This is a genomic window from Catellatospora sp. TT07R-123 (genome assembly GCF_018327705.1).
Taxonomy (GTDB): domain Bacteria; phylum Actinomycetota; class Actinomycetes; order Mycobacteriales; family Micromonosporaceae; genus Catellatospora.
In genome coordinates, this window is sequence record NZ_BNEM01000001.1 from 3779019 (window position 1) to 3803896 (window position 24878).

General features: G+C 71.5%; 13 protein-coding genes and 1 pseudogene. 4 read left to right on the forward strand and 10 right to left on the reverse strand.

Going from position 1 to position 24878, the window contains the following annotated elements; genetic code table 11:
• Window positions 1-764 precede the first annotated feature (764 nt).
• A pseudogene (locus tag Cs7R123_RS41105) lies at window positions 765-857 on the forward strand (MrcB family domain-containing protein); the annotation flags it as partial.
• Window positions 858-868: 11 nt separating this feature from the next.
• On the opposite strand, the gene Cs7R123_RS40215 reads toward Cs7R123_RS41105, so the two are convergent.
• The 3 genes from Cs7R123_RS40215 to Cs7R123_RS16160 form a co-directional block, all read right to left on the reverse strand.
• A complete protein-coding gene (locus Cs7R123_RS40215) occupies window positions 869-2608 on the reverse strand; it encodes a S1 RNA-binding domain-containing protein (RefSeq protein WP_244871855.1) in 1740 nt (579 codons plus the stop codon).
• Entirely contained in the window at window positions 2605-5997 is a 3393-nt protein-coding gene (locus Cs7R123_RS16155; RefSeq protein ID WP_212827443.1) for a serine/threonine-protein kinase, read from the reverse strand. The genes Cs7R123_RS40215 and Cs7R123_RS16155 overlap by 4 nt, the downstream gene beginning before the upstream one ends.
• 475 nt (window positions 5998-6472) lie before the next feature.
• Window positions 6473-7648, reverse strand: coding sequence for an acyl-CoA dehydrogenase family protein (locus Cs7R123_RS16160; protein ID WP_374706954.1), 1176 nt, complete (start codon window positions 7646-7648; stop codon window positions 6473-6475).
• A 237-nt stretch (window positions 7649-7885) separates the two neighbouring features.
• Here Cs7R123_RS16160 and Cs7R123_RS16165 point away from each other — a divergent pair, with 237 nt between their 5' ends.
• Together Cs7R123_RS16165 and Cs7R123_RS16170 are read left to right on the forward strand one after the other, a co-directional pair.
• The gene (locus tag Cs7R123_RS16165) at window positions 7886-9238 is read left to right on the forward strand and encodes a UDP-glucose/GDP-mannose dehydrogenase family protein (RefSeq protein WP_212829205.1); all 1353 of its coding nucleotides are present in this window, start codon (window positions 7886-7888) and stop codon (window positions 9236-9238) included.
• Window positions 9239-9598: 360 nt separating this feature from the next.
• Window positions 9599-14437: an SCO7613 C-terminal domain-containing membrane protein gene (locus tag Cs7R123_RS16170; RefSeq protein WP_244871856.1), complete on the forward strand. Its 4839-nt coding sequence runs from the start codon at window positions 9599-9601 to the stop codon at window positions 14435-14437.
• A 178-nt stretch (window positions 14438-14615) separates the two neighbouring features.
• Here Cs7R123_RS16170 and purE read toward each other — a convergent pair whose 3' ends face one another.
• The 5 genes from purE to Cs7R123_RS16195 form a co-directional block, all read right to left on the reverse strand.
• Entirely contained in the window at window positions 14616-15116 is a 501-nt protein-coding gene (gene purE / locus Cs7R123_RS16175; protein WP_212827447.1) for a 5-(carboxyamino)imidazole ribonucleotide mutase, read from the reverse strand.
• On the reverse strand, window positions 15113-16294 hold the full coding sequence (locus Cs7R123_RS16180; RefSeq protein ID WP_212827449.1) for a 5-(carboxyamino)imidazole ribonucleotide synthase: 1182 nt from the start codon (window positions 16292-16294) through the stop codon (window positions 15113-15115). Before Cs7R123_RS16180 ends, purE begins: the two co-directional genes overlap by 4 nt.
• A 15-nt stretch (window positions 16295-16309) precedes the next feature.
• Complete coding sequence (locus Cs7R123_RS16185; protein WP_212827451.1) at window positions 16310-18499, reverse strand: hypothetical protein; 2190 nt, start codon at window positions 18497-18499, stop codon at window positions 16310-16312.
• 76 nt (window positions 18500-18575) lie between these two features.
• Window positions 18576-20588 (reverse strand): thioredoxin domain-containing protein, encoded by a 2013-nt coding sequence (locus tag Cs7R123_RS16190; RefSeq protein ID WP_212827453.1) that lies wholly within the window; start codon window positions 20586-20588, stop codon window positions 18576-18578.
• A 147-nt stretch (window positions 20589-20735) separates the two neighbouring features.
• On the reverse strand, window positions 20736-21470 hold the full coding sequence (locus Cs7R123_RS16195; RefSeq protein WP_212827455.1) for a class I SAM-dependent methyltransferase: 735 nt from the start codon (window positions 21468-21470) through the stop codon (window positions 20736-20738).
• Between the two features lie 177 nt (window positions 21471-21647).
• Between Cs7R123_RS16195 and Cs7R123_RS16200 the strand changes: the two genes are divergently transcribed.
• Window positions 21648-22487, forward strand: a complete 840-nt coding sequence (locus Cs7R123_RS16200; protein ID WP_212827457.1) for a hypothetical protein — start codon at window positions 21648-21650, stop codon at window positions 22485-22487.
• A gap of 37 nt (window positions 22488-22524) precedes the next feature.
• Here the strand turns inward: Cs7R123_RS16200 and Cs7R123_RS16205 are convergent, their stop codons facing one another.
• Both Cs7R123_RS16205 and Cs7R123_RS16210 read right to left on the reverse strand, forming a co-directional pair.
• On the reverse strand, window positions 22525-23247 hold the full coding sequence (locus Cs7R123_RS16205; RefSeq protein WP_212827459.1) for a PspA/IM30 family protein: 723 nt from the start codon (window positions 23245-23247) through the stop codon (window positions 22525-22527).
• 31 nt (window positions 23248-23278) lie between these two features.
• A complete protein-coding gene (locus Cs7R123_RS16210) occupies window positions 23279-24877 on the reverse strand; it encodes a hypothetical protein (RefSeq protein WP_212827461.1) in 1599 nt (532 codons plus the stop codon).
• Between the last annotated feature and the right edge of the window lies 1 nt (window position 24878).

Genomic DNA, 24878 nt, shown 5'->3' on the forward strand with positions numbered 1-24878 from the left:
GCACGGAGAGCGTCACGAAGCGTCTCGTTCACGGGCCAGCGGCCCGGGTCGCCCGCAAGCAAGTGGGGCAGGCGGATATCAGCACACGCACACCAACGGCTTTCACAGCTATTAGCCCAGGTCAACCCGAGCTTCTCTCCGATCGGACCCGAGCCCGGGTCCACTCCATACATGAGTTTACGGAGCGGCACCGACAACGCCCGGCGCCGGGTAAATCGACCGCGCCCGCACTCCTAGGGAAAGTTCCAGCCAGGTGGAAAACAGCAGCGTGGCATTTGCCAGATAAGTCGGATTTCAGACAGTATCGCACTTATGCGGGTAACACTTACGGTCGAACTTGAACCGCGAACGCTCTCCCACATCCTGTTCGGTGCGGATCTTGACAACGACCCGACCCCGGCGGAGGTACGACGCGCCGTCCAAGATCAGCTTGCACGTCATGGCATCGATGGCTGCGAACATCGCTATCGCCTTGCAAGACGCGATGCCGAGGAGTCCGGACACCTCGATGCGCACTCCCGACGCATGGCGTGGTACGCGGAGCAGATCGCCAACGCATGGCGCGAACAGTCCCCGAGGCTTAAGCTGCCCACCACACCGCGCCCCCTTCTGGAGACACTGTTTACGGACGACTCAAGCGTTTGACGACTGAGCGCTCGACGCCGAAATTCAGGTCCTCGCAGATCTGCCGTCCCAGCGAGACCGGCTTGCTGGCGGGTGACCGCCATGTATAGCGACCGAAATGTAGTGCTGGTGACCCTGCCATGATCGCGGTATTCGATTCCGACGAAACCGAGTCCGCCCAGCGCGGCATGTACGTCGACTACCTGTTCGCGGCAGATATGACTAACGTTTCATTGACGCTTGATCATCTCGCTGCCTTCAGCGATAGGGATAGGCGCTTGCGTTGGAGGTCCACAGATAGGACTTTCACCGTCACCTTGTCACCGATGCTGACGATCTCCGAGGGGTGCCCCACACGGCGCTCGGCCAGCTCGGAAATGTGCACAAGGCCGTCCACACCGCCCACCTCGACAAACGCACCGAAGGTCGTCAGGGTCTTCACGCGCCCTTCAAGAACCTGTCCGGCGGATAGTGCGGAGAGCGCATCCTCCCGCCTAACGCCCTTGGGCTCCGCTGGGCGCTTCGGCGGGCGAGCAGCCTGCGTGGCGGGTCTGGCTACCATCGTTGGCTCGGCGATCTGCCACGGAACCTCGGTGGAGATCAGACCGAGGAACCTGGCCGGGAGGCTCCCAACCACCTCGGTCGCGAGACCGCAGTTCTCCCTCATGAATTTGTCGTAAGCCGCATCGGCAAGGGTCCTCTCCCGGACCAGGTCGCCTTCGTCTTGGAGGAACTTGCGGGAACCGTCACCGCGAAAGGACAGCCAGTTGAAGCTGGTCTTGATGTAGGTGTCGTCGGAGACCAGAACCTTTGCCCGGATATCGTTGACCTTGATGATGCCCAGGCGCCCGGATCTGCGGGCGGCCTCATTCAGGGCTTCTAGGCACGACTGATCGGTTTCGCTGTTGTCGCCGGATCCCCAGACGATCGTGACGTCTGCCGTCCGGGCGAGGTCCTGGACTTGCCTTATCCAGGCGGCGTTCACCACCGCCTGCCGGATCGCCGGGGTGACTATCAGTAGCCGGTGCTGCGTGTTCGCGAGCGCGTCCTCGAGCTGTTGAGGGTGTTCGTAGATGCCCAGCCAGCGGATCGCGGCCTGCTCCAGGGCGTCGCTCGCGTCTTGCTCGGCCACGTCGCCGCCGACCGTCTGGAGCGCCACGACTTGATCTTTACTGAGCCGTTCGCCGCTGTGCTCGATCGGCTCGTACGGCGCTTGCGCAGGTCCCGTGGAGAGGCCGAGGCGGTCCACTGCGCCGATGGTTTCGAGTGCAGCTACGTGGGCCTCGCTCCAGCCGCCGTCGATCTCGACTCCGAGCCGGAGGGCATCCGATTCGAGGTCTTTGAAGATCAGCAATATTCCGTCATGATGGAAGTTGCGATTTTCGGTGACACCGCTGATACCCAGGATGCCAACCCCATCACGGGTTCGGTGGTCAAGCGTTGACGACACCGCGGAGATGCTGAGATCGGCGACTTCCACATGCCTGCTGGTGGCAGGCGGCAACACGATCCGCCCATCGACGCGTGCCTGGGAGGCGCGGCGCAGAGCGTTCTTATGCCACGTCGTGACCTTCTCGGTCAGCCGGTCGTACACAATCTGATACGTCGTGGCCTTCGGGCGGCGCACCTGCGCGTCACGCGCAGCCTCCCGGCCGGCAGGAAGTAGCTGTAGTCGCCTGATGTCACCCTCGGCCACCGCGCGGTAGTCGATGTACTCGGCGTTGAGCAGGCCCGCGAGGGCGCGAGCGGTGTCGCCGAGGTCCAGACCGAGGAACAGTTGCAGGTCTTCGACGGTGTCGATGCCGTAGAGCAGTGCGCGTAGAGCGTACTTTTGAGCCGATTCCAGGTTCTCTGCCCGTTCGACGAGGACGTCGACGGTGAGTACCGATGACGGAACCGCGCAAGGCACGGCGGCCAGAAGGATGTGGCCGGGCAATGCGTGTGCGTGCCGCCTGGCGGCCTGGGCGAAGATGTCCCGGGTCACAGGTATACCACCCTCCCCGTTGCGCTGGCGCTGATGTGGGTCACCGCTCGCTTCAGGGGACCTTCCTTACTACTGCAGAACTCGGAGTCACCGACGATCCATAGGATCTCGCGGGCACGCGACAGGGCGACGTTGACCCGCCCCGTCCCGTGCTGGTCGGCAAGGAAGCCTAGGTCTCCCGCGAGGTTACTTCTGGTGACTGAGAAGATCACGACGTCGGCTTCCCGGCCCTGCACGGCATCGACTGTTTTGACCTGAACCGACATATGGCTAAGGCGGAGCCGTCGAAGCGCTCGGGTGATCTCGGTGCGTTGCCGCTCGTAACCGCTAAGTATCAGCACTTCCAGCGGGTTGCCGTCGATACGGGCCAGGCGGCCGGCTATCCTGTCAGCGTCGATCCTGGATACCAGGGCGACGACGTGATCGACCTCTAGCTTGTTCGAGCTTGAGCGGCCTTGGCGCCGCGGTTCCTCATGCCGACCGCTGCGCCGGCTGGTGGAGAACCAGACCAGCCTGTCCTCGTCGTCGATCGTGTCCGCCCGCAGCATAGTGACGGGCTCGTGGATGAGCGCGCCTTCGTAGAACGTCTGTGAGATCAGTTCGCCGATCGGCTCAGCCATACGGTGCTGCGTCACGAGGCTGGTTCTGCACTCCTGCGGCGCCTCGCCCAAAAGTGTGCTGAAAAGCGACGATGTCAGGAACACCTTGTCGAGTTCAAAGGTCTCGACAAGATCCTTATACTCGAAGATCTCCTCGACCATGGGTGGCAACTGCTTGGTGTCGCCGACCATGACCCATCGCTTTGAGCGCGTCATCGGTACCAGGAGTTCCGGTGCGGTGGCCCGCGATGCCTCATCGATGATGCACAGATCAAACTGCATTTCCTGGATATGGGCGTTGGTCAGGAACCCCATGCAGGTGCCCGCGACCACACTCTGCGTCGGCAGGAACATTGGTTCGGCGCTGCGCGGATCGTTGAGGCTGGCCAGCCAGTCACCCTGCGTTTCTACCAGTTGCCGAACGCGCATCTCGGCCCCAGGCATGGTAAGACTCGCATCGACGAGTTGCTGGAGTTCCGACTCTCCGAGATCCGCCGCCAACGTAATGCCTAGCTCATGAGCAAGTACCTTGACGTGCCGTACGGCAGAGTCGGCGCGATCCACGGCCCGCAGGTAGTCCGCGAGGAGTTCGGCGCGTTCCTCCGCCAGATCCTCGTTGTCGAGCCGATCGCCTTCGTCGAGTGGCCCCAGGGCGTCGGCGGCTTCCGTCTGTCGCCGAAGCGTGGCGAGGGCTTCCTCCGCCCGGATCGCCAGCGATAGATGCTCGACGTTCAGGCCTTCGCGTTCGGCAAGCACGGCCATGCCGCTGCGGGCACGTTCCCTGATCTCGTCCGCCCAAGCGGCGATCTTGTTCGCGAGCAACAATGGCGCGGCCTCGGAGTCGACGCGATCATCTCGGCTCGACAGCCTGACAACCGAGCCAACCCCGGATCGGTGCAGGCGGGTCACCGCGTTGTCGATAGCTACATGCATCTGACTGACGAGGAGCACCTTGTCACCAGGCCGCGCCTTCAGATACTGGCGGATCAGCTCGCAGATGAACGAGGTCTTCCCCGTTCCCGGCGGCCCTTCCACCAGGAAGATATCCGGCGCGCCCAGCGCCTTGGCGACGGCGATCTTCTTGTCCTCATCCATATCTGGCGTCAGGGGCGTGAACGCCACCGGCTCGGGCGCTCTGGCAACCGACGGATCAAGGACGAGATCGCGAAGATGCGGCCGGGCTGCGCTTCCCTCTCGTAGCGCCGCCAGGGCGTTCTTCTGCCGGCGGATGGAGGTCTGCGTGGCTGTGCGGTCCCGAACCAGGACACCTTCGGCAGGCAGGTCAGGACCGGCGTTCTCCGCTCGCACGACGAAGTCGGTGCCCTCAACCTCGACGATCGTCACTGCTGTACCGCGACGGTTCGTATCTTCGAGTGGGCGCGCCAGCCGGTCCTGATCCAGGTGCGCACTGCTCAAAGGTGTTGGTGTTTCTAGTTCGAACTCTGCGCCAGACCGGTTGATCTTCACGTACCGGATGGGCTCTTCGAGACGACGTTCCAGTTGTTCCTTCGCATCGATCAGCGTTGACCAGCTGTTGAGCCGGGCTTGTTTGAAACGGTCGCTGAACCTGTCACTGGCGTCCTGGACACCCTTCTCCAGGATGGCGCGCAGTTCTGTGGCGGCCTGTGCTGATTGCTGAGGGTTGATCGGCGAGCCCGCGGTCCAGGCGTAGTCCCGCGCATCGAGCATGATGGCGTCCTCGTGCTGCCGCCAGCGCTCAAGCTCGTCGAACTCCTTCAGCTCGGCCCACTTACACAGCATCCGGTATGGGCCTGTGAAGACGATAGCCATTTCTACCTGGTCGCCGACCAGCCGGAACTCGTCAGCGGTCAGTTCCGCCGTGCCGTCGGGCAGTAATTTCCGACGGGGCATGACGAAGGTAGCGGTCCCAAGACGGGTGGCGATGACCGATTCTGCGGCGCGACCGTCACCAGTGGCCTCAAGCGTTTTCCGAGCGGTACCGGACAGCTCGAAGGCGAAGGTCTTCTGCCTGTGCCACTTGCTGCTCCGCGCTGCCTGTATCGCCTGTAGTTCCAGGTGAAAGACTTGACCGTCCGCAGGGCGCTTGGCCGGATCCGGGTCGAGTGCTCGCCTCAGCAAGTCCGCTATTGCCTTGTCCGGCACATTTGGTCTTACCAAAGCCCGGACAAGATCCGGGTAGTCATGGATCTCGAAATCCGTTATGCACTGCAGGAGAGTGGCAGCCAGCCCGTAGACGTCGAAACGCGTGGATCCACGCGATGCTAGATCCGGAGGCGCCCACGGGCCGCTTGGAACCCCGAGCACGGAGAGGTCGCCAGCGCCCGCTACCTGGTCTTTGATCTTACTCAGGGCGAAGTCGGCCAGCAGCGGCTTCTTGCCGTCCCACAGCACATTGCTTGGCTTGATGTCCCGGTGAAGGACAGACAGCGAGTGAGAGTGGGCCAGCGCCGACGCCAGAGGGAGGGCAATCACTTCTGCTACGTCGTCCCAGCTCGGAGGCTCGTCTTCTGTCCGCATCCACTCCTTGATCGTGTCCGGAACCCATTCCAGGACCACGAAGTAGACGCCCAGTGCATCGTCGGTGCCGCTGTCAAGTAACGCTGCGACGTTCGGATGATCAAGCTTGCGCAGCGCCGACGTCTCGCGCTCGAAATAGATGCGATTGATCTCGTCGGCCGTAGCGGGCACGAGCTTGACCGCTACGGTCCGGCCTCCCTGATGCAAGTCTGCCGCCTGGAAGACCTCAGCTTGACCGCCCACTCGCCGAGTGTTCGCGATCTCGGCGTACCGACCCGCGACAAAACGCATATCCCCGTCCTTGTGACGATCAGGTGCCCTGAAGGAGCACGACTCAGCCTACTAAGCCCCTCCGACACCGCAGGTCATCGACAAGCAGAGAGCAGTTCACGATACATGGGCGGCTCCACCCGAACAGGGGCCCAACTTGGCCAGCCCCGGACAGCCCATGGTCCGGGCGGGAGCCAAGTCCTTCGGGCCACTTCGCACTTGGCCGCCCGTCTGCGAGCCGCCCAGGACTGCTGGGCGGTCTCTTGCGGACTGGCCTTCACCCGGTCCGGCCTTCACGCCCTCCAACTCGAGCCATAACGGCCCGTGCCGGACATGCGAGCCCGCTCCCCATTCAAGGCCAAAATCGATTAACTTGCATTGCTTAGCTTAGGGCCCAGGATTTCCCCAGGATGACAGTCGAAACTAGCCATGATCAGCAGACATCAACCGAAAGATCAAACTCCCGCAAATCATGGCTCCCACCTGCATGAAGTTGCTAGATCACGCCCTTGAGCAGCTGCCTCGCCATCACGATCCGCTGCACCTGGTTCGTGCCCTCGTAGATCTGGGTGATCTTGGCGTCGCGCATCATGCGCTCCAGCGGGAAGTCCTTGGTGTAGCCGTACCCGCCGAGCAGCTGCACCGCGTCCGTGGTGATCGCCATCGCCACGTCGGAGGCGAAGCACTTGGCGGCCGCGCCGAAGTAGGTGAGGTCGGCGTCGCCGCGCTCGGACCGGGCCGCCGCCGCGTAGGTCAGCTCGCGGGCGGCGGTCAGCCGCATGCCCATGTCGGCGAGCATGAACTGCACGCCCTGGAAGTCGGCGATCGGCTTGCCGAACTGCTTGCGCTCCTTGACGTACGCCAGTGAGGCGTCGAGCGCGCCCTGGGCGATGCCGACGGCCTGGGCGGCGATGGTGACCCGGGTGTGGTCGAGGGTGCGCATGGCGGTGGCGAAGCCGGTGCCGGGCTCGCCGATCATGCGGTCGGCGGGGATGCGCACCTGGTCGAGGTAGACCTCGCGGGTGGGCGAGCCCTTGATGCCGAGCTTGCGCTCGGGGGCGCCGAAGCTGACGCCGGGGTCGCTCTTCTCGACGACGAACGCGGAGATGCCCTTGGCGCCGATGCCGGGCTCGGTGACCGCGAAGACGGTGTAGAACTCGCTCACCCCGGCGTTGGTGATCCACCGCTTGACGCCGTTGAGCACATAGTGACCATTGTCATAGATCGCCCGAGTGGTCATGGCGGCGGCGTCGCTGCCGGCCTCGGGCTCGCTCAGGCAGTACGAGAACATGCCCTCGCCCGCCGCGACCTTCGGCAGGTAGCGGCGCTTGAGCTCGTCGGAGGCCGACAGCAGCAGGGGCATGGTGCCCAGCTTGTTGACGGCGGGGATGAGCGAGCTGGAGGCGCAGGCGCGGGCGACCTCCTCGATGACGATCGCGGTCGCGAGCGCGTCGGCGCCGGCGCCGCCGTACTCCTCGGGGATGTGTGGAGCGTGGAAGTCCGAGGCCCGTAGCGCGTCGTAGCTGGCCTGCGGGAACTCTCCGGTCTCGTCGGCTTGGGCGGCATTGGGGGCGACCTTGGCGTCGCATACGTCACGGACGGCCTCGCGGATGGCGACGTGCTCGTCCGAGAGCTGGTAGAGGTCGAACATCTCCGGCTTCCTCCCACGCATGAAACTCGTACCGGCGAGTAGCTTAACGCTCGATAAGAATGCGCGGTCCAGCAGCTCCGGTAAACTTTCCTTGGCATCAGTACAGGGCGTAGGCTCTGCATCTGCTCCACCACCGGCCCCTTACGGCGCTCCTCAGCTGAATGCGGCGCCACAGCAGAATCTAGGAGAAAACGCGTGACTCTCCCGTACGCGAGCCCGGCCCCGGTCACCCCGCCGTCGGGCGCCCCCCGCCCTCGCCTGACGTTCCTCGGCACCGGCTACCTGGGAGCGACCTACGCCATCTGCTATGCGGAGCTGGGCTACGAGGTCATCGGCTTCGACGTCGACGTGAACAAGATCGAGAAGCTGAGCCGCGGCGAGGTCCCGTTCCACGAGCCCGGACTCGACGAGATGCTGCGCCGCAACCTGGCCGCCGGCCGCCTGCGCTTCTCGACGTCGTACCAGGAGACCGCCGACTTCGGTGACGTCCACTTCATCTGCGTCGGCACCCCGCAGCGCGCCAACGGCCTCGGCGCCGACCTGCAGTACGTCGAGGCGTCCGTGAGCAACCTCGCGCAGCACCTCACCCGCAAGGCCCTGATCGTGGGCAAGTCGACCGTGCCGGTCGGCACCGCCGAGTGGGTCGAGACGCTGGTCGCCAAGCACGCCCGCGCCGAGCTGGCCGTCGAGGTCGCGTGGAGCCCCGAGTTCCTGCAGGAGGGCTTCGCCGTCGACGACGTCATGCGCCCGAACCGCATCGTCGTGGCCACCAAGACCGACTGGGCCAACTCGCTGCTGCACGCCGCGCACAAGGGCGTCTTCGACCTGGCCGCGGTCGAGGACCGCGAGGTGCCGGTCGTGGCCACCGACTTCGCCACCGCCGAGCTGGTCAAGGTCGCCGCGAACTCCTTCCTGGCCACCAAGATCTCCTTCATCAACGCCATGGCCGAGGTGTGCGAGGTCGCGGGCGGCGACATCACGCAGCTGGCCCGCGCGCTGGGCTACGACCCGCGCATCGGCAACCGCTTCCTCCAGTCGGGCGTCGGCTTCGGCGGCGGCTGCCTGCCCAAGGACATCCGCGCGTTCCAGGCCCGCGCGCAGGAGCTGGGCGCCGGTGAGGCGCTGCGGTTCCTGCACGAGGTCGACCTGATCAACCTGCGCCGCCGCCAGCGCGTGCTGAACCTGGCCGCGGGCCTGCTCAACCGCCGTTTCGGCCCGGCCGGCCCGGACCTGTCCGGCGCCCGGATCGCCGTGCTCGGCGCGACCTTCAAGCCCAACTCCGACGACGTACGCGACGCGCCCGCGCTCGCCGTCGCCGGCATGCTGGCCCGCGCGGGCGCCGACGTCCGCGTCTACGACCCGCAGGGTATGGAGAACGCCAAGCGCGCGCTGCCGGACGTGGCGTACGAGAAGTCGATGGTCGAGGCGGTCACCGAGGCCGACCTGGTCTGCGTGCTGACGGAGTGGGCCGAGTTCCGCAACGCCGACGCGGTGGCGCTGGGCGAGGTCGCCGCGAGCAAGCTCATCATCGACGGCCGCAACTGCCTCGACGCCAACGCGTGGAAGTCGGCCGGCTGGACCGTGCGCGCCCTGGGCCGCCCGACGGTCTGACCGATACCCGTCTCACCGACGAGGCCCGTCCCGCCACCCGGCGAGGCGGGCCTCGCCGCATCCGCCCACCCAACCGCCCCCCGGCCCGCCCCGCCCCCGCCCGGCTGCCGGGTTTGCGCTTGTTGATCACGGTCCCAGGGTGGTGACACACCGTCCAACCCGACCTTAAGTTCATGATCAACCGAAAAGTGGCGGGTGGGGTCGGTGGGGGGTCGTGCGTGGAATGGGGGTTTTCAAGGGGTGGGGGGATTCGGCATGCTGCGGGGGTAGCGATCCATACTCCGCGTCGCCGGTTGGTGACCAGGGGGCGAGTCGGAGGTTGCCGTGGCTGCCAACAGCGAATGCTCGATGTGCGGCCGTATGCGTGATCCGTCGCAGCGCTGCCCGCACTGCGGCAACACCCCTGAGCAGCTCGGCGACGAGCTGACCCGGCTGTCCAAGGCCATCGCGGACATGAACGCCGAGGACGTGCGGCTGTCCAGCGAGCGCAAGAAGCTCTCCAGCCAGATGCAGGCCGCCGTCCACCAGCGCGAGGTGCTGATGGCCGAGGAGGCCGAGCGGCAGCGCAAGGCCGCGCCGAAGCCGCGGCGCTGGAACCTGCGCCCGGGTTCGGGCGCCACTTCCGAGCCTGCCGCCGCACCGGCGGAACCGGCGACCGTGCCGGCCGGTGCCGGGCCGGGCGCCCAGGCCCCCGACCCGGAGGCGCCGACGGTGCCCCGGCAGCCGGTCGCCGCGGCCGGACGTGGGCCTGCGGGACCGCCGCCGGGCGGGACGAGTCGGCCCCGGGTGGCGCCGCTGGGCGAACCGGCCGGGCCGCCGCCGGAGGCCTCGCCGCGCGAGGTCCAGAACGTGCTGCTGGTGCTCGGGTCGCTGCTACTGGGCATCGCGGCCGTCGTCTTCGCCGTCGTCGCGCTGAGCAACGTCGCCCCGCAGCTGCGCCTGGCGGTGCTGGGCCTGGCCACGCTGGTGCTGCTGGGCATCGCGCCGCAGCTCGTACGCGCCCGGCTCACCTCCACCGCCGAGTCGCTGGCCGCGGTCGGCCTGGGCCTGCTGCCCATCGACGGCTACCTGCTGGTGCAGGTGGTCAACCGGGGCGAGGCCGGGCCGCTGGTCGCCGGGCTGGTGTTCGGGGCGACGGCCGCGATCGCGTTCGGATACCACCGGCTGACCCGGCTGACCACCCCCCGGTACGTGGTGGTGCTCGCGGCGCAGCCCGTGCTGCCGCTGCTGGCCTTCGACATGATCAAGGGCCCGGCGGGCTGGGCCGTGGTGCTGACCGGGGTCGCCGCCCAGAACGCGGTCATGGCCCGCGCGGTCGAGCTGTCCAAGGTGCCCGAGCGCAACCCGATCGGCTGGTCGGCATACCGGCTGCGCGAGCTGATCTGGGTGCTGCACGGGCTGGCCGTCGGCGGCGCGCTGGTCTACGGCGTCGCCGCCCTGCTCACCGCGCACGCGGTGCCGACGGTGCTGCTGGCGGGGCTGTCGCTGCTGGCCGCCGCCGCGATCGGGCTGCTCGGCGCCCTGATGGTGCGCCGCCGGCCGCTGAGCGAGATCGCGGCGGCCGCGATGGTGCTGGCCGTCATCGGGTCGGCGGCCCGGGTCGCCGTGGTGACGCTGCCGGGCCGAGCCTTCGTCGTGATCGCCGCCGTGGTCGCGCTCACCGGCCTGGCCGTACGCGCGGTGCCCGCCTCGATCCGGCGCGGGCCGCAGCTGGCCGCGACCGTGGCGCTCGGCGTGCTCGCGCTGTTCACCGTCGGCGCCGCGCTGCGGGCCGCGCTGGCCCTGCCCATCGCGGCCCGCCCACTCTGGCACGCCGACACCGCCGCGTTCACCGCCGCCGTGGTGCGCCAGGCCGGTTCTCCGGGCTGGTCCCTGGCGGCCACGGCGGCGCTGCTGGCCGTCGCCGCCGCGCTGGCGCTGCCCACGGCGTACCGGCGGGAGGCGGCCGTGGCGGCGGCGGCGCTGGCCGCGCTGTCGGCCCCCGCATCGTTCGGGCTGAGCTGGGCGGTCAGCCAGTGGCTGCTGGTCGGCGCGGCCGTGGCGGTGCTCGCGGTCGGCATCGGCGCCGGCGCCGTGGTGCTGATCCGGGCCACCACCGGACCCGACACCCCCGACAGCGTGCCGTGGGGCGCGAGCACGCCCCGATCGGCGCGGGCGTACCTGATCGCGGCGGTCGTGCTGGTCGCGGCGGCGCTCAGCGTGGCGCTGGCGGCGCAGTCGTCGACCGCCGGAGTGCTGGCGGCGTTCACCGTCGCGGGCGCGCTGCTCGCGATGCTGCCGCGGGTCGTGGTCGCCCCGCCGGAGGCGGCCGTGCTCGGCGACGCCGCCGCCGGGATCGCCGCGTTCAGCGCGCCCGGTGCCGTCGGCGTCGGGGTGCTGACGCTGTTCCCGGCGGCCGGGCAGGCCGCCGCGCTGGCCTGTGCGCAGCTCGCCTGCGCGGTCACGCTGGGTTTGGTCGCCGCGCGGCTGGTCGCGCAGCGCCGGATCCGTACCCCGCTGGCCGCCGGGGCCGGGCTGGGCACGCTGCTGGTCGCGGGCGCGGGGTTCGTCGCCGCCGGGGCGACCACGCTCGACGCGGCCGTCGGGGCGCTGCTGCTGTTCGCCGCGATCCTGCTCGCGCTCGCCCCGTCGATCGACTCGGGCCGCCGGGCCGACCGCGTCCTCGACGGCGCCGACATCGCGGCGGGGGCCGTCACGGTCGGGCTGATCGGATCGCTGGGCCGCATCGCGTACCAGGTGGTGCCGCAGGCATGGCTGGTGCTCGCCGCGGCGATCGTGCTGGTGGTGGCCATGGCCGTCCGGTCGCTGCCGGAGGAGCTGCGCCGCGGGCCGTCCGCGGGCACCGGCGTGGCCGGTGCCGTGCTCGTCGTCGTCGCCGGGTATCCGGCGCTGTCGGGCGGCATGCAGGCGCTGGCCCGGCCCGGACAGCTGTGGTCGGCCGACCTCGCCCCGGTCGGCGCCCAGGGCTTCGGCTGGCAGGGGCCGGTGGCGCTGCTGGTGCTCGCGGTCGCCGCCGCCGTGGTGCTGCCCGCGCCGCGCAACTACCACGCCGCCGCCGTCGCGGTGGTGCTCGCGACCGTGGGCACCCCCGCCGCGCTGGGCTGGCCGTGGTGGGCACCGATCGTGCTCGGCCTGACCATCGCCACCGGGTACGCCATCGCGGCCGTGATCGCGCAGGACACCCGGGCCGGATACACCCGGCTGACGGTGGCCGTGGCGGTCGCGCTGTACGCGCTCGGCGCGAGCCTGGTCCGCCCGTGGACCACCACCGCGGCCCTCGGCATGATCGCGCTGGTGTCGGCGGCACTGGTGGTGATGTCGGTGCTGGTCACCCGGCGGGCCGCCGCCGACGGCGCGCAGCCGCCCGGCCACGTCGAGGTCATGGGCGGCACCGGCACGGCCGGGGTGCTGCTGGCCCTGCCCGCGGCGCTGGCCGCGCTCGCGGCGACCGCGGACAAGGACGCCAGCGTCGTGCTGACCGCCGCGCTGGGCGGGGCCAGCCTCGGGCTCGCGGCGTTCGCGGCGGTACGCAAGCTGGTCGCGCCGTACCTGGGCTGGTGCACCGTGGGCGTGGCCGTGTCGAGCACGCTGATCGCGCTGCTGGCGCTGCCCACCGACGAACCCGCCGGGGTGTACGCCGCCGCGGCGGTGCTGCTCGTCGTGCTCGCCGAACTGCTGCGCACCACCACCCGCGCCCAGCTCGGGCTGGCGCCCGCCACCCCGCGCCAGTGGCGGCGCCGGGGCGAGTTCACCGGGCCGCAGCGGTGGCGGATCAACTTCGACACCGGCACGCAGCTGCTGGAGCGCACCCGCAGCTGGCCCACGTACCCGGGGGCGATGGCCGCGGCCGCCTCGGTCGCGCCCGCCGCGATCGCCCTGGTCTCGCTCGCCCCGGCCCTCCAGGCGGCGCTGGTCCGGCCGTACGAGCGGCTCGGCGCGATCTGGCAGGGCCCGCCCCCGCCGGTGGCCAGCACCGTCGACGTGGCCGCCGCACTGACCGCGCTGCTGCTCACCATCGCCGCCGCGATCGCCGCGATCGGGTTCGGCGGCGGCGCGACCCGCGCCGTCTCGGTGGTCGTGCCTGGCGCGGCCGTCACCCTGCTGATCACCCCGGTCAGCCTCGACCTGGCCTGGCCCGCCGGAGTGCTCGCGGCGCTGGCCGTGTTCACCGTCTGCATGCTCAGCGTGGCGCTGACCGACCCGCCGTCGACCGAGGACAGCGACCGGGCCGTCCGCGCCGCCCGGGTCGCGGTGCTGGTCATCGGCCTGATCGCGGGCGGCGCCGGGCTCGCGGGCAGCCTCGCCACCCCCGGGCTGACCATCTTCACCTTCGGCGGCGCCGTCGCCGTCGGTGCCGCCGCCGCGCTGGGCGGCCGGTCGCAGCCCGCGCGCATCCTCGGCTGGCTCGGCGGCGCCCTGGCCGCCGAGCTGTTCGTGCTCACGGTCAGCCTGCACATCGGGGCGCGGCCGGAGTGGTCGGCGTTCGGCGTCCTCGCCGTCGGCGCGGTCCTCATCGTCGGCACCGCGCTGCACCCGCGCTTCCAGCGCCCCGAGGCGCTGCGCGAGGCCAGCGCGGTCGAGTGGGCCGGGTACGCCGCCGGGCTGATCGGGTTGGCCCTGGCCGCCCGGTCCACCACCCACGCGGCGGCGCTGCTGGTCGGCTGGGGTGCGGTGCTCGGCATCGCGGCGACCCGGGCCGGGCGGCCGCCGTTGCAGCGGCGCATCCTGTTCTGGGCGGCCGCGATCAGCGAGATCGCCGCCTGGTGGCTGATCATGCGGACCGCCTCGGTGGCGCTGCCGGAGGCGTACACACTGCCGTTCGCGCTGCTGGCGCTCGGCGTCGGGCTGCTGGAACTGCGCCAGCGCCCGCAGCTGGGCAGCTGGGCGGCGTACGGGCCGGCGCTGGTCGCGGCGTTCGGGCCGACGGTCGTCGTGGTGCTGGTGACCGACACCAACCCGATCCGGGAGGTGGGGCTGCTGGTCGCGGCGATCGTGACACTGATCATCGGCTCGCAGCGGCAGCAGCAGGCACCGGTGGCGATCGGGGCGGCGGTCACGGTGATCGCCTCGCTGCACGCGCTGACGCTGGTCGGCAACACGTGGCTCGGCGTGCTGATCGGCGGCATCGTGCTGATCGTGCTGGGCGCCAGCAACGAACGCCGCCGCCAGGCGACAGACCGCTACAACCAGATGCGCTGAACCGGGGTCGGCACGCCGCCGAGCGAGCGCTTTAGATAGACGTTGGCCTATTACATCGACTGGGAGTCGATCGAAGTCGACGTAATAGGCCAACGTCTATGAAAACGGGGCGGGTGGGCCGGGCCGGGGCGGGGCGGCGGCGGCGGCGCAAGTGCGGCGCGGCTGGGTGCCCCGGGAGTCAGAGGGTGGCGCGCAGCGCCTTGTCCTTCTCGGCGACCAGTTCCGTCAGGCTGTGCGCGTAGTCCGTCAGCTTGGCCCGCAGCGTCGCGTCGTGGATGCCAAGCATGCGCACCGCGAGCAGGCCCGCGTTGCGCGCCCCGGCGATCGACACCGTCGCCACCGGGATACCGGCGGGCATCTGCACGATCGACATCAGCGAGTCCATGCCGTCGAGGTACTTCAGCGGCACCGGCACCCCGATCACCGGCAGCGGCGTCGCCGAGGCGACCATGCCGGGCAGATGAGCGGCCCCGCCCGCCCCCGCGATGATCACCTTGAGCCCGCGGTCGGCGGCGGCACCCGCATACTCCAGCATGAAGTGGGGCGTACGGTGCGCCGACACGACCCGCACCTCGAACTCGACGCCGAACTCGGTCAGCGCCTCGGCTGCGGCGCGCATGACCGGCCAGTCCGAGTCCGAACCCATGATCACCGCGACCTGGGGAGCCGCCTCGGTCATGACATCGCCTTTCCGTAGGTGAGCCAGTGCGCCGCGCGGGCCGCACGGGCCCGGCAGTCGTCGAGGTCGGCGCCGAGCGCCGTGACGTGGCCGATCTTGCGGCCGGGCCGGGTCTGCTTGCCGTACAGGTGCAGCTTGACGCCGGGTTCGGCGGCCATCAGGTGGTGCACCCGCTCGTCGATGCCGATGCCGCCCTCCGGACCGCCGAGCACGTTGACCATGACCACGGCCGGGGCGGCCAGCGTGGTGTCGCCCATCGGGTAGTCGAGCACGGCCCGCAGGTGCTGCTCGAACTGCGAGGTGCGGGCGCCCTCGATGGTCCAGTGCCCGGAGTTGTGCGGCCGCATCGCCAGCTCGTTGATCACGAGCCCGGCCGGCGTCTCGCTCTGCTCGCCGGTTCGAGGCCCGCCTCCGGCGACCTCGAACAGCTCCACCGCGAGCATCCCGACCACGCCCAGTTCGTGGGCGATCCGGATGGCGAGCTGCTGCGCCTCCAGCGCCAGATCCTCGGACAGGTTCGGCGCGGGGGCGAGCACCTCGACGCAGATGCCGTCGCGCTGCACGGTCTCGACGACCGGGTACACCGCGACCTGGCCGTACGGCGAGCGGGCGACCTGGACCGCGAGCTCGCGGCGCAGCTGCACCTTCTCCTCGACGATCAGCTCGGCGCCGCTGGCGAGCAGGTCGCTGATCTCGGCCGGGTCCTCGACGACGAAGACGCCGCGGCCGTCGTACCCGCCCCGGGCGGTCTTGACGACGGCGGGCAGCCCGAACGCGACCAGCTCGGCTGCGGTGTGCAGCGGTGCCCAGCGCGGCACGGGCGCGCCGAGCTCGGTGAGCCGGCGCCGCATGGCGTGCTTGTCCTGGGCGTAGTGCAGCGCGTCGGCGCCGGGGAAGACCGGGTGGCCCTCGGCGGCCAGGGCGCGGATGTGCTCGCCGGGCACGTGCTCGTGGTCGAAGGTGACCACGTCGCACGCCTTGGCGAAGTCGCGCAGCGCGGCCAGGTCGGTATGCCTGCCGAGCTGGACGTCGGCTGCGACCAGTGCGGCGGATTCGTCGGGGTCGGTGGCGAGCACCCGCAGCGATTGACCGAGGGCGATCGCGGCCTGGTGGGTCATACGGGCGAGCTGGCCGCCGCCGATCATGCCGACGACAGGGAGTCCGGTGCGCGTGTCCATCGCCGCGAAGTCTAGTCAGCGCCGCTTAGCCGCAGGCCGACCGCCCTTGCGGCCAGTGGACTGGGCCACCTGCCGGGGCTTGGCCAGCGCCAATATCAGTGGGGTGCGCCGGTCGTCCTGCCCGAACGGGTTGTCGGCGCACAGCGCCGCCAGCAGCCCGGCGGGCGGATCGCCCGGCCGCGACCAGCCGAGCAGCCGCATGCCGCCGTCGCCGACGCCGATGACGGCGCATCCGGCCAGGGCCGCGTACACGTCGGCGGGCAGGGCCTTGCGCAGCGCGGCGGCGAGCTGCTCGGCGACCTGCTGCGGTTCGCGTGGCGGCGGCACCACGGCCAGGTGCGCCGGGGCGCAGGCGTGCTCGCGCGGCGGGCAGACCGAGCGGGCCAGCGGCCCGGCGATGCGGTCGGACCAGGCCCGCCGCCCGAACCGGGCGCAGAGGGCGGCCGCGCCGAGCCGGGCGGCGCCGCTGTGCTCCAGCGCCACCTGCACGGTCCACGGGTCGGTCAGGCCGGTGCCGGGCCCGGCGAGCCGGACCAGGGCGCGGGCGACGGCGCCGGGGCGGATGTCCCAGACTCCCCGGGCGAGCCCCTGCGCGACGGCGATCGGCTTGGCCGCCACCAGCAGGTGCCACGGCTGGCGCAGCGCCTGGCGGGACGGCTTGTCGGCGCCGTGGGCGAACTCGGCGACGTACCAGGCGATCTTGTCGGCGATGCGGTCGCCGGCGGCCATCGGCTCGGTGGTCAGCGCGTGGCGCACCCAGTCCTGCCCGTCCGCGGTGACCGCCGGGGCGGCGGGCGGGCGGCCCGGGGCCGGGCGGGCGGCGGGGACGGCACCGGCCGGGCGGCGGTGCGGCCCGACGACGGTGAGCAGCCAGCGCTCCAGGACGTACCGCCGCCAGAGCCGGTCGGTCGCGGCCGGGCCCGCACCGGGCAGGTCCTGCATCGCGGTCAGGCCCGCGTGGTCGGTGGTGCCGTGGCGCGGGTAGAGCAGGGCGCCGATCAGTTCGGCGCGCAGCCGCTGGAGCACCTCGTGTAGGGGCGGTTCCAGCGGGGCGGTCCCGGCGGCCAGGGCCGCGCGGGCCGACGGCGGCGGCAGGGCACGCTCGGCCGTCGAGCGCAGTTCGGCGCGCAGCGCCTCGTCGGTGGTCTCCAGCTCCCGGTACGGGAAGCGCAGGCTGACGCCGTAGCGGGCGGCGACCCGGTCGGCGAGCCGGGGCAGGTGGTTGGCGGGCCCGGTCCAGCCGGTGCTGCACAGCAGCGCGTCGACCTCGCCGCCGGTGGCCCGCGCGACCGCCCAGCACAGGTATCCGGCCAGGTCGGGCACTGGTTCGCCGACGTCGGCGAGGAAGGCGTCGACGTCGATCTCGTCGGCGAAGAACGGCAGCGCCCGGTGCCGCACGCCGTCGCCCAGCGGCGTGAGCAGCGCGGCGGCGTACGCGGAGGACTCGCTGGGCAGGCCGGGGAAGTTGACCGAGTAGACGGGCAGTCCGCGGGCGGTGACGCGTTCGGCCAGGGCGGTGCCGAGCACGGCCGCGCCGGGCATGCCGGGTCCGAGCAGCACCCCGACCCGGTCCTCGCCGAGGGCCTCCACCAGCGCGAGGCGGCCGGACGGGGCGGCGCCGCGGCCGCGTACCGGCGGATGGGCCCGCACCGACCAGCCGTCGGCCTGCCCGCGCCCGATCTCGACCACCTGGCCGGGCAGCACCCGGCGGATGCCGTCGAAGAAGGTGGCCGCGCCCTCGTCGCACGAGCCGACGGCCAGGAACCGCTGCACGGTCTCCGGGTCGGGCGCGGCGGGGACCCCGGCGGCCAGCAGCGCGGCCGGTTCGCTGGCCACCAGCACCGCGCTGCGGGTGCGGGCGTAGTAGAGCGGCGGGCCGTCGCCGTTGCGGGCCAGCACCAGGCCGTCCGGGTCGGCCAGGACCAGGGTGTACGGCTGCCCGCCGGTGATCAGCCCGACCGGCCCCCGTTCGGCGCGCCGCGCGGTCAGGGTGCTCAGCTCGGCGATGCCGTCCAGGACGAGCACGGCGCCGCCGTCGAGGCGGTGCACGATCGGCAGTGCGGCACGCACCAGCAGCCGGGCCGGTCCGGACGCGCCGCGCGCCTCCTCGGAGCCGCGCGGGGCCAGTGCCCGCGACAGCGCGGTCAGCGTCTCGGTGGAGTTGCGATCGGAGCCGAAGCTCAGCAGGGCGGCGAGGCCGGCCATGCGGTCATCTCCTCAGCGGGGCCTTGGGGGAAGCCTCAGCCTAGCCAGGATTGTCCGTTTGACGGCTCATATAGTGCTATTGGTTGAGAATTGTCGCTAGTTCGACAGTCGTCGTCACCGGACGGTTGCAGACGAACCCGCGGCACACGTACGCGGTGGACCGGCCGTCGATCATCGGGCGGCCCGCCAGCAGCGGCACCCCGGGCGCGTCCGGCGCCCCGGCCACCACGACCGCGCCGGGCGGCGCCTGCTCCAGCGCCGCCAGCAGCAGCGGGTCGGCCTCGGGATCGGCGGTCACGATCGCGATCTCGTACGGCCCCGACAGCAGCGCCTCCGCCGCGGCAGCCGCGTACCCGCCGAAGCGCGGATGCTGCGCCAGCACCGGCACGACCGTGCCCAGCGCCCGCTCGGCGATCTCCCGCCAGCGCGGCTCGCCGCTCAGCCCGGTGTACGCCAGCAGCGCCGCCACCAGCGCCGACTGCCCCGACGGGGTGGCGTTGTCGGTCGGGTCCGCCGGGCGGATCACCAGCTTCTCCGCGTCCTGCGCCGTGTCGTGGAACCCGCCCTCGCCGTCGCGGAACCGCTCGGCGGCCGAGTCCAGCAGCGACCCCGCCAGCTCCAGCCAGCGGCCGTCCCCGGTCACCTGGTGCAGCGCGCAGAACGCCTCGGCCACGCAGCCGTAGTCCTCCAGCACCCCGGCGGGCTCCCCCACGACCCCGTCCCGCGACACCCGCCGCAGCCGGCCGTCGACCAGGTGCACCCGGACCAGCAGCTCGCCAGCCTCGACCGCCGCCGCGCGGAAGTCGGTGTCCACCCGCTCGCCCTCGTCGCCGGTGTCGACGCAGCGGCGCCACAGCTCGCACAGCGCCGTGATCGCCAGGCCGTTCCAGGCCGCGACCACTTTGTCGTCGCGGGCGGGCTGCGGCCGGGTCCGCCGAGCGGCCATCAGCCGCTCGCGAACCCGCTCCCAGCGCTCGCGCACCTCCGGCGCGACGTCGTCGATGTCGCGCTTGAGCTCCAGCACGGAGCTGCCGTGCTCGAACGTGCCCGCCGCAGTCACCCCGAACAGGTCGGCCGCGAACGCCGCGTCCTCGTCGCCCAGCACGTCGGCCAGCTGCGCCGGCGTCCACGAGTAGGTGGTGCCCTCGACGCCGTCGGTGTCGGCGTCCAGCGCCGAGGCGAACGCGCCCTGCGGCGTCTGCAGGTCGTCGAGCATGAAGGCGGCGGTGTCGAGCGCGACGCGGCGGGCCAGCTCGTCGCCGGTGAGGCGCCACAGCTCGGTGTAGACGCGCAGCAGCAGGGCGTTGTCGTAGAGCATCTTCTCGAAGTGCGGCACGGTCCACGTCGCGTCCACCGCGTACCGGTGGAACCCGCCGCCGAGCTGGTCGTGGAGGCCGCCGCGCGCCATCGCCTCGCCGGTGTGCCGCGCCAGCTCCAGCGCCTCCTCGTCCCCGGTGCGCCGGTGGTGCCGCAGCAGGAACAGCATGATCATGTGGGGCGGGAACTTAGGCGCCCCGCCGAACCCGCCGTGCGCGATGTCGTAGTCGCCGCGCAGCTGCTGCACCGCGTGCGCCAGCAGCTCGTCGGTGATCTCGCCGCTGCCCGTCCCGGGCCGCTGGCTGATCGCCTCCACGATCAGGTCGCTCTGCTCGACCACCGCCTCGCGCTGGTCCCGCCACGCCTGCGCCACCCGGGTCAGCAGCAGCGAGAACTGCGCCTTCGGGTAGTAGGTGCCGCACACGAACGGCCGCCCGTCCGGGGTCGCGAAGACCGTCATCGGCCAGCCGCCCTGGCGGGTCAGCGCCTGCGTGGCCGCCATGTAGACGGCGTCGACGTCCGGCCGCTCCTCGCGGTCGACCTTGATGGCGACGAAGTCCGCGTTGACCTGGTCGCCGATCGCCTGGTCCTCGAACGACTCGTGCGCCATCACGTGGCACCAGTGGCAGGCCGCGTACCCCACCGAGATCAGCACGGGCACGTCCCGGCGTTTGGCCTCGGCGAACGCCTCCTCGCCCCACGGCCACCAGTGCACCGGGTTGTCGGCGTGTTGGAGCAGGTACGGCGAGGTCGCGCTCGCGAGCCGGTTCACCCGCCCACTCTCTCACACCGTGATCCGCCCCAGCCTCGGCTCACCGCGCCGCAGTCTGTCCACGCGCTACACCTCATGTGGTGTGAGCACACCCCCTGAGGTGTGGCGCCGAACGCGACCACGGCCGCCGCCCCGGCCCACGGCGGGTCAGGCGAGGCGGGTCGCGCGGTGCACCCGGGTCAGGTGCGGCATCGGGAAGCGGGCGTGCCCGGCCAGCTCCCGGCCGGCCAGCAGCTCGCGGATCTCCCCGAGCAGCGCGGCCCGCTCATGGTCGGTGCCCACCAGGTACGGCGAGCGCGTGGTCGCCAGCGCCACCAGGTCGTCGGGGGTCATCCACCTGTCGTGCGGGAACTCCCCCGCCTCGACCGGCCCGAACAGGGGCCCGAAGTCCGACAGCGGCCGCTGCGCGGCGGCCTCCCCGCCCCCGTCGATGATCTCGACGAACCGGACGGTCCACGGTGCACCCAGGTCGGCGTCGTTCCAGAACGCGGCGAGCACGCCCGCCGGGCGCAGCACCCGGGCGATCTCCGGATGGGCCCGCTCGGGGTCGAACCAGTGGTACGCCTGCCCCGCCACGACCGCGTCGACAGACCCGTCGGGCAGCGGGATCCGCTCCGCCGACCCCGCGTACGCCATGACCCCCGGGCTGGTCTGGAGCAGGTGCTCCCGCATCAGGTTGTCGGGTTCGACCGCGACCACCTCGTGGCCGTGGCGGTGCAGCAGGCGGCTCAGGATGCCGGTGCCCGCGCCCAGGTCCACCACCCGCAGCGGACGCTCGCCGAGCGCCCAGACCACCGCCTCGGGCGCGTACGACGGGCGGTGGCGGTCGTAGCGCTCCGCCGCGCTGCCGAACGAGCGGGCGTGCGAGATCGGCTCGGTCATGATCTCACCCTAGCCGCGCCCGTACCGCCTCCGGAGAGGTGGCGGACGGTGCGTGACCCCGAGAGAGTCTCGCGGACCACCCGGTCGGGCGACCGTGGACACGGCTGCGGGACGACTGTCACAGATTGAGCTCTTTGCCTGACGGCCGCCGTCGTTTCCTGGTTCTACGATGGGCCGATGTCGTCTCCGACCGGCGTGGCGCCGGCCAACGCCGTCTCGGACGAGCACTCCAAGGACATCCTCTACCGCGAGGTCTACGACCCGTTCACCGCGACCTGGTTCCGCGAGCTCGCCGCCTCGCCCGAACGCAAGGACCTGCTCGGCCGGGTCGGCCCCGGAGACGCGCTGACCGGCCTCAACCGCATGAACGAGATGTTCCGCGACCTGGTCGACGCCTCGCTGCGGGAGCTGGGCCCGCGGCTGGACGGCATGCTGGGCCTGGTCGCGACGCACTGCGACGAGGTGACCTGGGCGGGCCAGCGGGTGCCGCCGCCGGGCGCGAGCCCGGAGCAGCTGCTGGCCTCGCTGACCCACAAGCTGAAGCGCAACATCAGCCTGGGCGCGGTCGAGGCCGTGATCTGCCTGGAGTCGGCCCTGCGATACGGGCGCGACGTGGTGGGCCTGAGCGGCGATCCGCTGCGGGAGCTGCTGCGCGGCAGCCGCCAGCTCTACAAGGCACTGGCGTACGTGCACGACGACCAGGAGAAGACCCGGTTCGAGTTCCTGACCGGGACGACCGGCTTCCTCGCCTATCCTGACGCGACCTTCGAGCACGTGCTGCTGCACGGCCGCTACCGCATCCCCGCGGACAAGTTCGTCCTGATCGGCGCGGGCGGCGAGCGGCGGCTGCGGTTCGTGCCGCTGCCACCGCACACCGAGCCGCTGGCCACCCCGGTCAAACGCTGCCCGGCCGAACGGCTGCGCGGGATCGTCGACGAGCATCCGACGCTCAACGCGGCGCTGTGGGACCTGGTCATCGACATCTACGACCGGTCAGGCCGCTTCGCCCCCGCCTGAGCCGCACTGAGCCGCCCCGACCCGCCGGGGCACGGCCTCAGCGCGGCCCCGAGCCCGCCTTCATCTCGGCCAGCCGCTGCTCGATCTCGCTGTCCCGGGCCCCGGCCGCCAGCTGCTCGAACTGCTTGTCGATGCTGGAGGCGGCCAGCTCCTCGTGCCCCTTGAGCCGGGCCTCCTCCCGCCGCACCATCTCCTCGAACCGGCTGATCTCGCTGGTCGGGTCGACCATGTCGATGTTGCCGACGGCGTCCTGCACCTTCCCTCGCGCCTCGGACACCTTGGCCCGGCTGACCAGCTCGTCGCGCTTGCGGCGCAGCTCCTCCAGCTTGGTGCGCATCTGCGCGACACCCTCTTTGAGCTGCTCGGTGACCTGCGTCTGCTCGGCGATGAGCGGCTGGTAGTTCTTGGCCTCGGTCTCGTACGCGATCTGCTTGCCGATGGCGATGCGGGCCAGGTCGTCGAACTTGTCCGCCTCGGGCTGGCTGCCCGCCGAGCGCATCTGGTCGGCCTTGGCGCTGGCGGCGCGGGCCTTGACCTGCCAGTCGGCCGCGGTCTTGGTCGCCTCCTGCGCGTCGGCCTCCATCAGGCGCAGGTTGCCGATGGTCGTGGCGACCGCGTTCTCGGCCTCGCCGATGCTCGCGGTGTAGTCGCGCACCATCTGGTCGAGCATCTGCTGCGGATCCTCTACCTGGTCGAGCATCGAGTGGATGTTGGCCCGCGCCATCGCGGTGATCCGCCCCAGGATCGACTGTGCCGCCATCGGTTCTGTCCTCTCCCTGCGTTGGTACTGCTCAGCCGTGCCGGGCCCAGGTGCTGGGACCGCCGAACCTCGCCTGCACCGGCGCGGGGGGCACCGGATCGTCCTCGGAGGGCATCAGCCCGATGCGTACGCCGCCGAACCCGCCGCCGGCGCCGGACAGGACGTTCTCCAGCAGGATGCCGCCGAGCACCGCGCCGCCGATGCCGCCCATCCCGAAGCCGCCCATGCCGCCGCCGCTGACGATGACCGGGCCGCCGCCCATGCGGCCGTAGCCGGACGGGAACGACCAGCGCTCGACGTCGTCGCGGGCGGCGTCCATGGCCTGGGCGGCCAGGTCGTGGGCGCGCTGGGCGGCGCTGAGCGCGGCCACCGGCTCGCCGCCCGCCGACGCCGCGTCGAGCTGCTGCTGCGCCTGCGCCAGGCGGGCCCGTGCGGTGGAGCCGACGGCGCCGCGCCGGGTGCTGATGAAACCGGCCGCCGAGTCGACCGCCGAGCGGGCCGCGAACAGCGCCTGCTCCAACTGGGCCCGCGCCTGGCCCGCCCGGTCGGCGGCGTCGCGCACCGCGCCCAGCGCCTGCCCGAGCGCCGTGTTGGCGCCCTCCAGGCGGCGCATCATGCCGAGCGGGTCGGTGCGCGGCGCGGCCAGCTGCGTGCGTACGTCGGTGGCGACCTGGTCGGCGCGGGCCACTGCGGCGGCCAGGTTCATCTGGTCGGCCGAGCCGCTGCCACCGGCCGCCTCCAGCGCGGCCCGGCCCGCGGCGACCTCGGCGTGCAGCTCGTCGCCCAGCCGGGTGGCGGCCTGCCCGGCCGCGTCGAGGTCGGCTGACGTCTTGCCCACCGCGCCGAGCAGTTGCCCGGCCTGGTCCACGGCCTGCTGGGCGCCGCGCAGCGCGACGGCGGCCTGGCCCCGGTCGGCCGCGGCGAGGCCGGTCGCGGCGTGCCCGAGCTGCTCGTCGGCGAAGTCGAGCCGCGCGGCGGCCTCGGTGGCGTTGCCGGAGACGGCCGCGAGCGCGCCCTCGGTGTAGCGGGTGCCGAGCCTGGCCAGCGTGGCCTGCGCGTCGGGCAGCCCGGCCCGCAGCTGCGCCGCGCGGGCGGTCAGGTCCCGGCTGAGCTGCTCGGCGTTGTCGCCCATGGCCCGCAGCTGCTCGAACGCGTCGGCCTGGGCGTCGAGGCGCTGGTCGACCGCGGCGCAGCGCTGGAGGATCTCGGCCAGCAGCCGGCGCTGGGTCGGCTCGTCCTCGGGGATCTCGTCGTCGAGCTGCTGCCGGATCCGGAACGCGGCGGCCACCTCGTCCTTGGCCGCGGCGACGGCCTGTGTGTACGGCGCGACGGCGTCGGTGCCGTACTGGGCGGTGGCGAAGCCGAGCTCCTGCTCGCTGGTGCGGACCGCGTTGTCGACGGCGACGAGCTGCCCGTTGGCACGGGTGGACAGGTCGGTGGTGGACATCCCGGCGTACGGGTCGGGCGGGCCGGACGGAGGCGTCGGGCCGCTGCCGCCACCGCCGGGTCCGCCCCGACCGGGCGGCCGCCTGCGGCGCAGCACGAACAGGACGATCGCCAGGGCGACGAGGAACGTCAGCAGGCAGCACAGCACCGAGTAGAGATCGGCTCCCCCGCTGTCGACTGGCACC